The following is a 14,440-nucleotide window of genomic DNA, read 5'->3' as shown; positions in this document are numbered from 1 at the left end:
CCCGGTCAGAAGCGAGTATTCAGACTCATATACCAGGTCCGACCGGATTCATTATAGGTCGCCGCGCCGGCACCATCCATATAACCCTTGTCGCCGCCGGTGGTTTGCGCGTTGCCTGCACGCCAGTGACGTTTATCGAACAGGTTATCCACACCCGCAGTCAGACTGACGTTTTTGCTGGCATCCCAGGTGGCACTTAGCCCAACGATGCTGTAAGGGCTAAGCTCATCGGTTTCAGAACCGCTGGCAGGCTGACCCTTATAGTTAAATTTCTTTGGCTGTTGCTTGCCATACCAGGTCAGGGTGGATTGCAATGAGAGGTCCTGCCGCACTTGCCAGCTCAGCGTTGAGTTGAGGGTATACTTTGGAATAATCGACAGGCGTTCACCGGTTTTCTTATTCTTACTCTGCAACATCCAGGTCATGTTATTGCTCCAGGTGACGCTATCGCTGACCGGAATGTTTAACGTTCCCTCCAACCCTTCCACCAACGCTTTGGGTACGTTTTCCCACTGATAGATATCGGTATAGGTCGTGCTGCCACGACTGGCTATTGACGTCTGACCAACCGGTGCATAACCGGCTTCAATCTTATTACGGTAATCATTGCGGAACCAGGTGACGCCTGCCAACCAGCCTTCATGCTTATATTCAAGGCCGATCTCTTTGTTCACGCTGGTTTCAGCTTCCAGGTCAGCGTTGCCCATCATGTAGCAGCCAACGCCGTTGCCGCTGGCGTAGCAGCCCTGTCCTTTGCTATAGAGAATATAGTTAGGGTTGGTCTCAAACAGGCTCGGCGCTTTGTAGGCGCGGGCGATACCCATCTTCAGCGTGAAGTCGTCGCCCAGCATTTGCGACACGTTGAGCGCCGGACTCCAGTTGTTGCCAACGATACTATGATGGTCAAAGCGCAGCGTAGGTGTCAGGGTGGTGGTGTCGGTCAGCTCCATATTGTCTTCAGCGAACAGCGAGAAGATTTCTGCGCTGGAGTAGGGACTACGGCCGGTGCTGCTGAAGCCGGGGATATTACCGCCCATAAACGTCTGGGTATTGGAGGAGTTATCCTTCATTCGCTGCTGGCTCCATTCGGTGCCGAGCGTGAGATTCTGATTAACGAACAGACTAAACGGAATACTGACCTCGCTGTGCAGCATGACGTCGTTGAGATCAATATCGGTATATTTTGCGGTGGCGTTCGGATCAAAAATTCCCTCGGTGCCGCCCGCTAAGCCTTCAGGTGTGCGGGAGTTGCGGGTGTGTTGATATTGTACCCAGCTATCAGTCGTGACGCCGTTATCCCAGGTGCCGTTCCAGGTCAGGGCGTAGTTCTGACGAAAAAGGCGGTTGGTTTCTTTGCCGTAGTTATCTTTCACCCGCTGATTACTGTTGGTGTTTTGCGTATCCCCGGCATACAGATTGCCCTGACGGCTGTAACCGGCTTCAAATTCCAGCGACTGCATGGGCGCAAATTCCCAGCGAAGCACACCGTCAATATTTTTATCCACTACACCTTCGCGACCAGCGGGCAGCGTGTCGGCGTAGATACCGGTACGCCTGGACTGGTGGCCCTGGTTTATGTCCCAGGCATCAGCTTGCGTTTTGGCAAGATTACCGTACATGCGGAAGCTAAAATCGTCGCCCAGTGGGCCGCTGAGGCTGAAGTTGGTGCGCTTAGTCGCGCCTTCATCCTTATGCTGCGGGGCATTAAAATAGGTATTCCAGGAGCCATGCCATCCGTCACCGCCCTTTTTAGTGATGATATTCACTACGCCACCCGCTGCGCCGTTACCGTAGCGTGCGGCAGCCGGACCACGTATGACTTCAATACGATCAATCAGCTCTGGCGGTACCCAGCCGGTATCCCCACGGGTGTCGCGCTCGCCGCGCCAGCCAAGACGCACGGCATTACGGCTGGTAACGGGTTTGCCATCAATCAGGATCAGGGTGTTTTCCGGCCCCATGCCGCGAATATCAATCTGACGATTGTTGCCGCGCTGGCCGCTATTGGAGTTCCCGGTCAGATTAACGCCGGGCATGGTTCGGATAATTTCTGCAATATCGCGTGCCGGTGGCCGTTTGCGGATTTCATCGGAAGTAATGGTGGAAACGCCCGGCGCCTGAAGGTTTTGCTGCTCGGCAGTGACCACCATGATCGCTTCAGAATGGTTTTTGCTGTGGCTGTCGCTTTCCCCGGCAAATGCTACACCGTAAATTCCCAGATTGACCAGTAAGGTCAGGGAGCTGATTTTTTTCATTGTCATTCCTGCTTTTTGTCGCACCTGTCCTGAATTCCGTCCCGAAAGGGGAGGGAGGAGGCTCAATGTCGCCAGAAATTTGCGTAAATGTGTTACCAGAGCAAACGCAATCCCTGAGGTGATGATGTTTCTGACGCGCATGCTAAAGCGCGGTAATACGCTATTGCAAATAAAAATACTTATCAATAATATTATCAATTGATTTTTGATGGTTCGATGGAAAATACTTTTTAAACATGAGGTTATAGTGCATGACCTGTTAACGATCGGAAGTGATCTCTGGTGGAGCAGGCTAAAAGCGCCGCAGTGGCAGGTGGAGAATGGCGACTGCCTGGTCACTTTTTGGTGGCGTGATCCGGCGGGAAGCGAAGGGCATTCACTCATCCGGCGCGTGTGGATCTATATCACCGGGGTGACCGATCACCATCTGAATGCGATTCCGCAAAGCCTGGAGCGCATCGCCGGTACTGATGCCTGGCGCTGGCAGATCCGTATGGCACCGGGCTGGCGTGGCAGCTACTGCTTTATTCCCTCAGAGCGAGAGGATGATTTCCCGCCGCAGGCTTTTAACGCCGAGCCGGATAGGGCGGCGCTGCGTGCAGGCTGGCAGCATCTGCTACCGCGTGCCGTCGCCGATCCGCTCAATGCCCATAGCTGGCAGGGGGGACGCGGCCACGCCGTATCAGCCCTGACCCTGCCGCAGGCCCCTCCCCAGCCGGGTTGGGAGCACCAGAGCGAGTCTTTCACGCCACCCGTAGAGATTGAATGGCGAAGTGCGAGGCTCCACAACTCACGGCGGGTCTGGATCTACACCACCGGCGAAAAGTCTGCGCCGGACAGGCCGCTGGCGATCCTGCTTGATGGTCAGTTCTGGGCGCAAAGTATGCCAGTATGGCCTGCACTGGCGGCGCTGACCGTTGAGCGGCAGCTGCCCTCCGCCGTTTATCTGCTTGTTGACGCGATCGATACGATTCAGCGGGGTGTTGAGCTGCCCTGCAATGACGTTTTTTGGCTGGCATTGCAGCAGGAGTTACTGCCGCAGGTGGCGACAATAGCGCCGTTCAGCGATCGCCCGGAACGGACGCTGGTGGCGGGTCAAAGCTTCGGTGGCCTTGCGGCAATGTACGCCGGGCTGAACTGGCCGCAGCGCTTTGGTTGCGTGCTCAGTCAGTCAGGATCTTACTGGTGGCCACATCGCGCAGCGCAGCAGTCCGGCCAGCTTATTCAGCAGCTTGAGAGCGGCAGACTGAGGCCCCAGGGGTTGCGTATCTGGCTGGAGGCTGGCGTGCGTGAGCCGATCATTTTTCAGGCCAATCAGCTGCTGCTAGCGCAGTTGCAGCGTCTGCAACAGCCGGTGTTCTGGCGAGAAGTTGACGGTGGTCATGACGCGCTCTGCTGGCGCGGCGGCCTGACCGCCGGGCTGATGCAGCTTTGGCAACCCTTGCTCCCTTCGGCGTAACCAACAGAAATGACGACAGGAGATCATTATGCAATTCAGTAACCCTTTCGATGAGCCGCAGGGGCAATTCTATATTTTGCGCAATGCCCATCAGCAGTTCAGCCTCTGGCCGCATCAGTGCATTTTACCGGCGGGCTGGGACGTTGTTCATCCGCCGCAATCGGTTGAGGATTGCCATGCCTGGCTCAGCCGGCACTGGACGACCTTATCACCCACGAGTTTTGCCTGATAAGGAGCGGTGATGAACAAGCGTTTACCCCTGGTGGCAGCACAGCCCGGTATCTGGATGGCAGAAAAGCTTTCCACGTTGCCAAATGCCTGGTGCGTGGCCCACTACGTCGAGTTAACCGGCGATTTGGACGCTAACTTGTTGCGCCGGGCGATTGCCGTCGGGCTTGAGCAGGCCGATACCCTGCGTATGCGGTTTACCGAAGAAGAGGGCGAGGTCTGGCAGTGGGTGGATGAGGCGTCAGATTTTGCCCTGCCCGATTGGGTTGATTTGCGTACCGATGCCGATCCTGAGGCCGCCGCGACAGCATTGATGGAGGCGGATTTAGCGGCGGAGTTGCGCCTTGAAAGCGGCAGGCCGTTAGTGAAGCATCAGCTGCTGAGGCTGGATGATAACCGCTGGTTCTGGTATCAGCGCTATCACCATATTCTGGTCGATGGTTTTAGCTTTGCGGCTATCAGTCGGTACATCGCCGCTATTTATCGTGCATGGCAGCGCAATGAGGCGACACCGGATTCACCTTTCGTTCCGTTTGCCGGGGTGGTTGATGAATATCAGCGCTACGACCAGAGTGACGCCTGGCAGCGCGATAAGCTTTTCTGGGCGCAGCAGCGGCTGGCGCTGCCTGCACCAGCGTCGTTATCCTCAGCGCCGCTATCGGGGCGGCCGTCAACCAGCGCTGTCTGGCGGATGAAAATCACCGTTGGTCGGGGGCTTCAACGGCTGGCTGAACAATCGCCAGCCTGTACGCTGCCCGATCTGGCGCTGGCGTTAACGGCGCTTTGGCTAGGTCGTCTCTGCGGGCGTACTGACTATGCCGCCGGTTTTATTTTCATGCGGCGAATGGGGTCAGTGGCGTTAACCGCCAGCGGGCCGGTGCTGAACGTTCTGCCGCTTGGTGTCTGCCTTAACGCGATCGAAACCCTGCCTGAGCTGGCATTACGGCTGGCTGCCCAGCTAAAAAAAATGCGCCGTCATCAACGCTACGACGCCGAACAAATCATGCGTGATAGCGGTAAAGTGGGGGGGGAACAGGCGCTGTTCGGGCCGGTATTCAATATTAAAATGTTTGAAAATCAACTGGGGCTTGAGGGGATCAGCGCCGTGACCCATACCCTCGCCTCAGGCCCGGTTAACGATCTTGAGCTGGCGCTGCTTCCGCAGGCGTCCGGCGAGCTGACGATTGAGGTGCTGGCTAACCGTCAGCGCTATGATCAACCGACGCTGAGGTCGCACATTGCGCGTCTGGAAGCGATGATCGCTCAGTTTGATAACCAGCCGCAGCTGCGCTGTGGTGAGGTCGGGCTGCTTTCTGCCGAAGAGCATCAGCGGCTGGCAATAATCAACGACACTGCACGGCTATTGCCGGAAACCACGCTCAGCGCCCTGGTCGCGGAACAGGCGGAAAAAACCCCCGATGCTCTGGCGCTGACTGACCATCACTGGCAATTCAGCTACCGTGAAATGCGCCAACAGGTCGTTGCCCTGGCTACCCTGCTGCGTCAGCGCGGTGTGAAGCCCGGTGATGTCGTGGCGGTGGCCCTGCCGCGCTCGGTATTTTTAACCCTGGCATTGCACGGCGTGGTCGAAGCGGGTGCCGCCTGGCTGCCGCTGGATACCGGCTATCCTGACGATCGTCTGCAAATGATGCTGGAAGAGGCGCAGCCATCGCTGTTGATCACCGCGCCCGATCAGCGCTTCCGTTTCCGTCATATCGCCGGGCCGGAAACCCTTTGCTATAGCGAACCGCTGCCGGTGAGCAACAGCCTGCCGCTGGGGCTGTCACGACCGCAGCACACCGCCTATATCATTTTTACCTCCGGTTCTACCGGGCGACCAAAAGGCGTGATGGTGGGGCAAACGGCGATTATTAATCGCCTGCTGTGGATGCAGGATAGCTATCCGCTGACAGCGCGGGATGTCGTGGCGCAAAAAACGCCCAGCAGCTTTGACGTATCCGTCTGGGAATTCTGGTGGCCATTTATTGCGGGTGCTCAGTTGGTGATGGCCGAGCCTGATGCCCATCGCGATCCGCTGGCAATGCAGCGCTTCTTTCAGCACTATGGTGTCACTACCACCCATTTCGTTCCCTCGATGCTGGCCGCGTTTGTGGCTACGCTGACACCGGAGAATAGCCGCTGCTGCCAAACACTGACGCGTGTTTTTTGCAGCGGGGAGGCGCTGCCTGCCGTGCTGTGCCAACAGTGGCAGCAGCTCACCGGCGTGGCGCTACATAATCTGTACGGGCCAACAGAGGCGGCGGTGGACGTTAGCGGGTATCCGGCCTATGGCGACGGACTGGCGGCGGTCAGCGGCAGCAGCGTGCCAATTGGCTACCCGATATGGAATACCGGCCTGCGTATTCTGGATGCCATGATGTGCCCGACGCCGTTTGGCGTCGCCGGGGATCTCTATCTTACCGGCGTTCAACTGGCGCAAGGCTATCTGGGCCGACCGGATCTCAGCGCCAGCCGGTTTATCGCCGATCCCTTCTCTCCTGGCGAACGGATGTATCGCACCGGGGACGTGGCGCGCTGGCTGGAGAACGGTGCGGTGGAATATCTTGGACGCAGTGACGATCAGCTAAAAATACGCGGTCAGCGTATTGAGCCTGGAGAAATTGACCAGGTGATGAGCGGCCTGCCGGATGTCGCACAGGCGGTATCACATGCCTGCGTGATTAATCAGGCCGCGGCAGGCGATGGCGATGGACGCCAGCTGGTTGGCTACCTGGTTTCCGATTCAGGGCGACCGCTGGCACTGGACGAACTGCGTCAGCGGCTGGGCGATCGGCTGCCGCCACATATGGTGCCTGCAGTGCTGCTTCAGCTTGACGCGCTACCGCTTAGCGCGAATGGCAAGCTGGATCGTAAGGCGTTGCCGCTGCCAACGCTGACCACTCACCGACGGGGTGTTGCGCCACAGTCGGATAATGAGCGGCGGGTGGCTCAGGCGTTCAGCGAGCTGCTCGGCTGCGAAGTCAATGACATCGAGGCTGATTTCTTTGCCCTGGGCGGCCACTCGCTGCTGGCAATGCGGCTGGCGGCGCAGCTAAGCCGCATAGGGGGGCGTCAGGTAACGCCGGGTCAGGTGATGGTCGCTTCAACGGTCGCCAGACTGAGTGCGCTGCTGGACTCAGCCCTCAGTGATGAACAGGCCCGGTTGCTGGGGTATGAAGCGCTGCTGCCGCTACGCGAAGGTACCGGGCCGACGCTGTTTTGCTTTCATCCTGCCTCGGGCTTTGCCTGGCAGTTCAGCGTGCTGGCGCGCTATCTCGATGCCCGATGGTCGATTACCGGCATTCAGTCGCCACGCCCTGATGGCCCGATGCAGCGCTCGGCTACCCTTGATGAGCTGTGCGATTATCATCTGCGAACCCTGCTGGAGCAGCAGCCGCACGGCCCTTATTATCTGCTAGGCTATTCGCTGGGAGGGACGCTGGCACAGGGCATTGCGGCACGGCTTACCGCGCGCGGTGAAGCGGTGGCGTTTCTCGGGTTGCTGGATACCTGGCCACCGGAGTCGCAGAACTGGACGGATAAACAGGCCAAAGGGCCGGACCCCGCGGTGCTGGCGGAAATTGATCGCGAGCGCAAACTCTTTCTGGACGCACAGCAGCAGGGACAGACGTCGGCGGCGCTTTTTCACGCCATTGAAGGTAATTACAGTGATGCGGTGCGGCTACTCACGAGCGCACACAGCGTAAACTTTGCCGGTAAAGCAACGCTCTTTGTGGCTGATCGCACCTTGCCGGAGGGGACTGATCCTGCCAGGATTTGGGCACCGTGGGTCGCACAATTAGAGGTTTACCGTCAGGATTGCACCCATGTCAATATCATCTCGCCGCAGGCGTTTGAGAACATTGGACCGATGCTAAACCAGCTGCTGGCCCAGGTATAGCGGCGATAAGGCGGTGAAAGCCGTCGTGGCTGTAAGCCGCTTGTAGATCCGGCGGCTTACTCGTTATCCGTCTTGACGCTGACGGCGTCCCAGCGGAACCACCAGCGGAGTATGACTGATAGGATCGTCGATAATCGTACAGCGCAGGCCATAAACGGCCTCGATCAGTCCGGCGGTGACAATATCTGTGGGGGCGCCCTGTGCCAGGATCTGTCCGTCACGCAGCGCGATAAGATGGGTGGCATAGCGGCAGGCATGATTAAGGTCGTGCAGTACCGCCGCCAGAGTATAACCGCGCTCGCGGTTCAGGTCGCTGAGCAGTTCCAGCAGCTCGATCTGATGGCTGATATCAAGCCAGGTCGTCGGTTCGTCAAGCAGCATAATGGTAGTTTGCTGCGCCAGCACCATTGCGATCCATGCGCGCTGACGCTGGCCGCCTGACAGCGTATCCACGCTCTGTTCTGCCAGTCCGGTGATTGCGGTGGCCTGCATCGCCTGCACGACCGCCTGCTCATCCTCTTCACGCCAGCGGGTAAACAGCGGCTGGTGCGGGTATCGCCCACGCGCAACCAGCTCACGTACGCTGATATCTTCCGGCGTGGCCGCATTTTGTGTCAGCAGGCCAATACGCCGAGCCACCTCTTTGCTGGCGTAGCGCTGGATCAATTCGCCATCAAGATAAATTTGCCCCTGCTGTGGCGTCATCAGACGGCTCAGCGTGCGTAGCAGCGTTGATTTGCCACAGCCGTTGGGACCGATAATTGCGGTAAACTGCCCGTCGGGGATGGTCACCGTCAGATTTTCCGCAATGCGTTTTTTGCCAAAGGCCAGCGTTAGCTGCTCACCGCGCAGGCGCGCCTCGGTTTCGCTCATCGTTTACGCGACTCCTGAATTAACAGCGTAATGAGATACATGCCGCCGAGGCTGACTGTCATGACGCCGACGGGTAACTGGTAGGGGAGGAATAACCGCTGGGCACAAAAATCGGCCAACAGCAGCAGCAGGGCACCGCACAGCGCCGACTGCAAGAGCAACCAGCGTGTGCTACCGCTGATGCGTCTGGCGATATGCGGTGCGACCAGCGCAATAAATGATATCGGACCGGCCAGCGCGGTGGCGGCGGCCGTCAGCGTCACCGCGACCAGTAGCAGTAACAGCCGTGAACGCTCGACGGGTACGCCAAGTGCGCAGGCGCTGTCATCGCCCATTGCCAGCATCCGCATACGGCGTGCCAGCAACGCCGCGAACAGTAACATCAGCGCCATTATCGGCGCTGAGGGCCAGATTTTCGACCAGGTCAGGCCGTTGAGGGAACCGGCATTCCACAGTCCGGCTGAAAGTGCGGTTTCCAGCGTGGCGCGCAGCAGCAGCCAGGTATTGAAAGCAATCAGCATGGCGCGCACGCCGATGCCGATAATAATCAGACGGAAGGTTTCAATGCCGTTGCGCCATGCCAGCAACCAGACCAGTAGCGAGGTGAGTATGCCACCCGCCATCGCCGCCAGGGTGATGGTTGTCAGGTTCTGACCAAACATCACCATTGCCACCAGTACGCCGCTCCAGGCACCGGTGTTAAAACCCATAACGTCAGGGCTGCCGAGCGGGTTGCGCATCAGTGACTGAAAAATAGCGCCACTGACGCCCAGCGCCGCGCCGATGAGCATCGCCATCAGCACGCGCGGCAGACGCCACTCAGTGACCACCAGTCTGAGCGCGCGCGGGCCTTTACCCAGCAGTGCATCACACACTTGATGAAGTTCCAGCGTCAGGCTGCCGCTACGCAAGCACCATAAGCTGAGTAGTAGATTGGCGCTCAATAACAGGAGCCCGCTGATCATTAAGCGATGCGACGAAACGATCATCTTCTCCTCCTCCCGGTCTGGCGTCGTACCAGCCAGATGAGCACCGGTGCGCCGATAAAGGCGCTGACGATCGAAACACGCAGTTCGCCGGGGACTATCAGGCGACCAATGATATCGGCAAACAGGAGCAGAACCGGCGTGGCAAGCAGAGTGACCGGCAGCGACCAGCGGTGATCGGCCCCCACCAGCCAGCGGGCGATATGGGGCATGATGAGGCCAATGAATGCGATGGGGCCGACCAGCGCGGTGGCGCTGCCGCAAAGCACGCTAATCACCAGCAGGCCGACCAGCTGTGTACGCACCACGCGACTGCCAAGCGCGGTGGCGGCGTCATTACCGAGGCTAAGGCTGTTCAGTGAGCGACTCAGGGCCAGGGCCAGCGCGGCGGCAATCAGCACAGGAATAAAAACAATTTTCAGCGTCTGCAGGGTGCGGATATCTAATGAGCCGGCCTGCCAGAAGCGCAGCTGATCGTAAACGTCAGGGTTGAGCAGGGCGATCCCACTGGAGAGCCCTTCAAGCACCGCGCCAAAAGCGACACCCGCCAGGGTCAGGCGTACCGGGCTGAGTTGCCCCCCGCCCTGACTACCGGTAAAGGCCACCAGCAGGGAAGCGGCCAGCGCGCCGCCAAATGCCACCAGCAGCAGCGCCTGAGGTGAAGACAGGCCCAGTAGTGCGGCGCTTAGCACAATGGCAAAGCTGGCGCCGGCGTTGACGCCCAGAATACCGGGATCGGCCAGTGGATTACGGGTCAGGGTTTGCATCAATGCGCCGGAAAGTCCCAGCGCTCCGCCCGCCAGCAGGCCAGCCAGGGTGCGTGGCAATCTGGCATCCAGCACGATAATGCAATCCTGGCTCTGGCAGGTGTAGAGCAGAGCGTGAGTCACGACGGATAAGGGTAAAGGCTTTGCGCCGATCGCCAGGCTCGATAAGGCGGCAAGCAGCAATAATATCAGCAACGCGGATACGTTAATCATGCGCATCACGGTCGGGGAAAACAGCATATCAGCTTCCGTGTTCTTGATAACGAGAATAGTTATCGTTATCTATCTTATTCGGTTATGTTAGCATGCGCGCTGGTGAAACAATATGAAAAAAGTATCAGGGCGTGCTGCATGAATCGACAATCCAGACTGCTGAATATGAGCCTTCTGAAAGACAATCCTGCTTTTCGCGCGGTGTTTCTGGCGCGTTTCATCTCCATTTTATCGCTGGGATTGTTGGGGGTGGCGGTACCGGTTCAGCTACAGATGATGACGCACTCTACCTGGCTGGTCGGTCTGGCGGTTACCCTGACGGGGTGCTCGATGTTTATTGGCATGATGACCGGTGGTGTGCTGGCCGACCGCTATGAGCGTAAAAAGCTGATTCTTCTGGCACGGACGACCTGTGGTCTTGGCTTTATCGGCCTGTGGATCAACGCCCAGCTACCTCAGCCCTCCCTGATCGCCATTTATTTACTCGGGATCTGGGATGGTTTTTTCGCTTCTATCGGTGTCACGGCGCTGCTGGCGGCTACGCCAGCGTTGGTGGGACGGGATAATCTGATGCAGGCCGGGGCGATCACCATGCTGACCGTGCGTTTAGGGTCGGTGATTTCGCCGATGATGGGTGGCCTGCTGCTGGCAGCGTGCGGGCCAGACTGGAACTATGCGCTGGCGGCCGCAGGGACTTTTATTACCACAGTGACCTTGCTGCGTTTACCCGCGCTCCCGCCACCGCCTCAGCCGCGTACCCATCCACTGACTTCGCTGCGTGAGGGGGTGAGCTTTTTGTTTAACAGCCCGCTCATCGGTGGTATTGCCCTGGTGGGGGCACTACTAACCATGGCCAGTGCGGTGCGCGTTCTTTACCCGGCACTGGCTGGCCACTGGAAGATGTCCGCGGCATCAATTGGCCTTCTGTACGCGGCCATTCCGTTGGGTGCGGCGCTGGGGGCGCTGACCAGTGGGCAGCTGGCACAGACGCCACGCCCCGGTCAGCTAATGCTGTTAACCACCCTCGGTGCATTTATGGCGATTGCACTGTTCAGCCTGATGCCGTTCTGGGAATTGGGGGCGTTGTTTCTGGCGGCCTTTGGCTGGCTGAGCGCTATCAGCGCACTGCTGCAATATACGCTGATCCAGACCCAGACGCCGGAGGCGATGCTGGGACGGATTAACGGCCTGTGGACGGCGCAAAACGTCACCGGGGATGCCCTCGGTGCCGCGTTAATCGGCGGGCTGGGTGCCGTCATGACGCCAGCCGGTTCAGCGAGCGTCAGTGGCTGGGTGCTGGTGCTGTGCGGCGTCATTTTACTGCTTTTACTGCGTGAGCTGCGGCGCCTTCGACAGCCAATGGGGGCGGCCTCCTGATTGGCGCCCAGGTGTCCGGTACGCTTAGCCCTCAGACGTTAATTTAGCTGTTGGCCGCGAACAGTACGCTGAGGCGGTCAAGTATCAGCATGGCGCTGTAGTAATCGAGGCGGAAGGTTTCACTGCCCAGGGCATAGACATGGTGATGCGCCAAAGCGGGTAAATGAGCCAGCAGCGGATTAGCGTATATCGCGTCGACATCTTTGTTGTCGCCGGCAAACAGGAACAGCGACTGGCCGTTCAGTCCCGCCGCCAGATTCTCACCGCCAAGCTGGATAATATCGTTACGTTTTCCCTGACTCTGACCGCCATGCAAACCCGCCGGCAGTGTGGCAAGGGTCATCCCCAGCTGCTGCAACAGTTTTCCCTGGGCTGACTCCGGCGTCCATAGGTTGGCGCTGTGCGCCGCCGCGGTATATACCAGAGCGCTGACAGGCTGAGGCGGTAGCTTAATATGCTGTTTTACCTGAGCTAATCGTTGGCTGAAGCGGGCAATGCGGGCGGCGGCCTGTTTTTCATGGCCGGTGATTGCGCCAAGCCGGGTTAGCAGCGTCTGCCAGCTTTCGTCACCGTAGTCGACTATGAGGGTTGGCGCAATCTGCGACAGCTGATCATAAAGCGGGAGGGCTGAGTCGCCGCCGGTGGCGCTGACCAGGATCAGGTCAGGCATCTGTGCGGCGATCGCTTCCGCGCTGGGCTCACCGATATACAAGCGGATCAGCTTACGTGCTTTTGCGATGCTGCCCCACTGGCGCAGAAATCCCTGGTCGTCGGCAACGCGATTATCAGGCGTAGTGGCGCCGCTGGCTATCACCGGTGCATCAATAGCCAGCAGCGATCCGGTCAGGGTCACGCTGGTCGAGACGATGCGCAGCGGTGGGTGTTCCAGCGTATGGGTGCCGCGACTGTCGGTGATTTGCCGTGGCCAGTCAGCAGCCAAAGCGATATTCGTTAAAAACACCAGCAGCGTGGCTGTCAGACAGACGTTGCGCCACAGAGAAGATAGGTTCACCGGTTAGCATCCTTAGTTGTAAAAAAATTATCACATTTCACTTAGCCGCTGCTGGAGACGCAAGCTTCGCTCAGGCTGTATAGGGTCAGAAGGTTGACATGCAGGGCGTTTGAATTTAGGTTACCAAACCAAAATAGAAATGATAACTATTATTGATACTGTTATCGTTTGTGCGGGGAGGGGGAAATTATGGATACGTCCAGTTCAGACACCAATAAGGGGATCGCCGCGACGCTGATGCCCGATAGCTTTTTCTTTATGTCGCCCCATCGTTGTTTTACTGCTTCCGGCTGCTTCCGGCGCTTTTCTTCGCCGGCTGCCGATGGCGACAATGTGAACGGTACATTTCAGCGGCAGATGGCTGACGCATTTGTCCAGGCCAGAGCCGCCGGTATCGCCAGTCCGGTTATTGTTGGTGCCATTCCTTTCGATACCCATCAGCCCTCGGCGCTGTTCATTCCTCAACGTTGTGAACTTTTCTCACGCAGCGAGGAACAGCAGGCTGCAGCGCAGGCACCCGCGCCTGACGCGATGAATACTATCGAGCGTAAAGACATCCCAGCGCAACCGCAGTTTGAGGCGATGGTCGCCAGCGCAGCCGGTCTGACTGCCACGCCAGAGGTAGATAAGATCGTGCTATCAAGGTTAATTGATATCACGACCGATAAAACTCCCGATAGTCGCCAGCTACTGACACAGCTGATCGCACAAAATCCGACGAGCTTTAATTTTCACGTTCCGTTGCCGGATGGTGGCGTGTTACTGGGCGCCAGCCCGGAGCTATTACTGCGTAAAGAAGGTGACCACTTCAGTTCGCTGCCGCTGGCTGGCTCTGCACGGCGTCAGACCAATCACCGGCTGGACAGCCTGGCCGGTGAGCAGCTGATGGCATCGGAAAAAGATCGCCATGAACATCAACTGGTCATCGAGGCCATGCGGCAGGTGCTCACGCCCTGTAGTGAACAGCTCAATGTTCCCGATTCTCCGCACCTGATGACTACGCCGACACTCTGGCATCTGGCAACCCAGATTGATGGACGCGCCCGTAGCGGGCAGAACGCGCTGGCGCTGGCCTGCCGCTTGCATCCCACCCCCGCGCTAAGCGGCTTTCCACATCAGACAGCGAAGCGGCTGATTGATGAACTTGAGCCTTTCGACAGGCAGCTGTTTGGCGGTATCGTCGGTTGGTGTGACGATCGGGGTAACGGTGAGTGGGTGGTGACTATTCGCTGCGCCCGTCTGCGTAAAAATCAGGTGCGTTTATTTGCCGGTGCCGGCATCGTGCCGGCCTCTTCTCCGGAGTCCGAGTGGCGGGAGACCGGCGTCAAACTGACTACCATGCTTAACGTTTTAGGTTTGCATTAATAAA

General features: G+C 58.3%; 10 protein-coding genes. 5 read left to right on the top strand and 5 right to left on the bottom strand.

What is annotated here, in order from left to right:
- Positions 1 to 5: 5 nt before the first annotated feature.
- Entirely contained in the window at positions 6 to 2,255 is a 2,250-nt protein-coding gene (locus BM191_RS07940; protein WP_092876919.1) for a TonB-dependent siderophore receptor, read from the bottom strand.
- 256 nt (positions 2,256 to 2,511) lie between these two features.
- Here BM191_RS07940 and fes point away from each other — a divergent pair, with 256 nt between their 5' ends.
- The 3 genes from fes to entF are packed head-to-tail and all read left to right on the top strand — an operon-like array spanning position 2,512 to position 7,843.
- A complete protein-coding gene (gene fes, locus BM191_RS07935) occupies positions 2,512 to 3,714 on the top strand; it encodes an enterochelin esterase (RefSeq protein ID WP_230479559.1) in 1,203 nt (400 codons plus the stop codon).
- 28 nt (positions 3,715 to 3,742) lie between these two features.
- Complete coding sequence (locus BM191_RS07930; protein WP_092876915.1) at positions 3,743 to 3,943, top strand: MbtH family protein; 201 nt, start codon at positions 3,743 to 3,745, stop codon at positions 3,941 to 3,943.
- Between the two features lie 12 nt (positions 3,944 to 3,955).
- A complete protein-coding gene (entF, locus tag BM191_RS07925; protein WP_092876913.1) occupies positions 3,956 to 7,843 on the top strand; it encodes an enterobactin non-ribosomal peptide synthetase EntF in 3,888 nt (1,295 codons plus the stop codon).
- Positions 7,844 to 7,906: 63 nt separating this feature from the next.
- Here the strand turns inward: entF and fepC are convergent, their stop codons facing one another.
- The 3 genes from fepC to fepD are packed head-to-tail and all read right to left on the bottom strand — an operon-like array spanning position 7,907 to position 10,709.
- On the bottom strand, positions 7,907 to 8,716 hold the full coding sequence (gene fepC, locus BM191_RS07920) for an iron-enterobactin ABC transporter ATP-binding protein (protein ID WP_092876911.1): 810 nt from the start codon (positions 8,714 to 8,716) through the stop codon (positions 7,907 to 7,909).
- Positions 8,713 to 9,705, bottom strand: a complete 993-nt coding sequence (gene fepG, locus BM191_RS07915; protein WP_092876909.1) for an iron-enterobactin ABC transporter permease — start codon at positions 9,703 to 9,705, stop codon at positions 8,713 to 8,715. Before fepG ends, fepC begins: the two co-directional genes overlap by 4 nt.
- The gene (fepD, locus tag BM191_RS07910) at positions 9,702 to 10,709 is read right to left on the bottom strand and encodes a Fe(3+)-siderophore ABC transporter permease (protein WP_092876907.1); all 1,008 of its coding nucleotides are present in this window, start codon (positions 10,707 to 10,709) and stop codon (positions 9,702 to 9,704) included. Before fepD ends, fepG begins: the two co-directional genes overlap by 4 nt.
- Before the next feature lie 111 nt (positions 10,710 to 10,820).
- Between fepD and entS the strand changes: the two genes are divergently transcribed.
- Entirely contained in the window at positions 10,821 to 12,059 is a 1,239-nt protein-coding gene (entS, locus tag BM191_RS07905; RefSeq protein ID WP_092876904.1) for an enterobactin transporter EntS, read from the top strand.
- A gap of 43 nt (positions 12,060 to 12,102) precedes the next feature.
- Here entS and fepB read toward each other — a convergent pair whose 3' ends face one another.
- On the bottom strand, positions 12,103 to 13,071 hold the full coding sequence (gene fepB / locus BM191_RS07900) for a Fe2+-enterobactin ABC transporter substrate-binding protein (protein WP_092876902.1): 969 nt from the start codon (positions 13,069 to 13,071) through the stop codon (positions 12,103 to 12,105).
- Between the two features lie 189 nt (positions 13,072 to 13,260).
- Between fepB and entC the strand changes: the two genes are divergently transcribed.
- A complete protein-coding gene (gene entC, locus BM191_RS07895) occupies positions 13,261 to 14,436 on the top strand; it encodes an isochorismate synthase EntC (protein ID WP_092876900.1) in 1,176 nt (391 codons plus the stop codon).
- Positions 14,437 to 14,440 lie beyond the last annotated feature (4 nt).

The organism is Izhakiella capsodis (assembly GCF_900115045.1).
Lineage (GTDB): Bacteria > Pseudomonadota > Gammaproteobacteria > Enterobacterales > Enterobacteriaceae > Izhakiella > Izhakiella capsodis.
Note: the sequence above shows the minus strand (reverse complement) of the source record. Positions and strands in the feature narration are given on the sequence as shown.

What these genes read in the sequence shown, in the direction of transcription:
- BM191_RS07940 (WP_092876919.1), bottom strand. Translation starts at nt 2,255, where the DNA reads ATGAAAAAAATCAGCTCCCTGACCTTACTGGTCAATCTGGGAATTTAC.
- BM191_RS07930 (WP_092876915.1), top strand. Translation starts at nt 3,743, where the DNA reads ATGCAATTCAGTAACCCTTTCGATGAGCCGCAGGGGCAATTCTATATT.
- entF (WP_092876913.1), top strand. Translation starts at nt 3,956, where the DNA reads ATGAACAAGCGTTTACCCCTGGTGGCAGCACAGCCCGGTATCTGGATG.
- fepC (WP_092876911.1), bottom strand. Translation starts at nt 8,716, where the DNA reads ATGAGCGAAACCGAGGCGCGCCTGCGCGGTGAGCAGCTAACGCTGGCC.
- fepG (WP_092876909.1), bottom strand. Translation starts at nt 9,705, where the DNA reads ATGATCGTTTCGTCGCATCGCTTAATGATCAGCGGGCTCCTGTTATTG.
- fepD (WP_092876907.1), bottom strand. Translation starts at nt 10,709, where the DNA reads ATGCTGTTTTCCCCGACCGTGATGCGCATGATTAACGTATCCGCGTTG.
- entS (WP_092876904.1), top strand. Translation starts at nt 10,821, where the DNA reads ATGAATCGACAATCCAGACTGCTGAATATGAGCCTTCTGAAAGACAAT.
- entC (WP_092876900.1), top strand. Translation starts at nt 13,261, where the DNA reads ATGGATACGTCCAGTTCAGACACCAATAAGGGGATCGCCGCGACGCTG.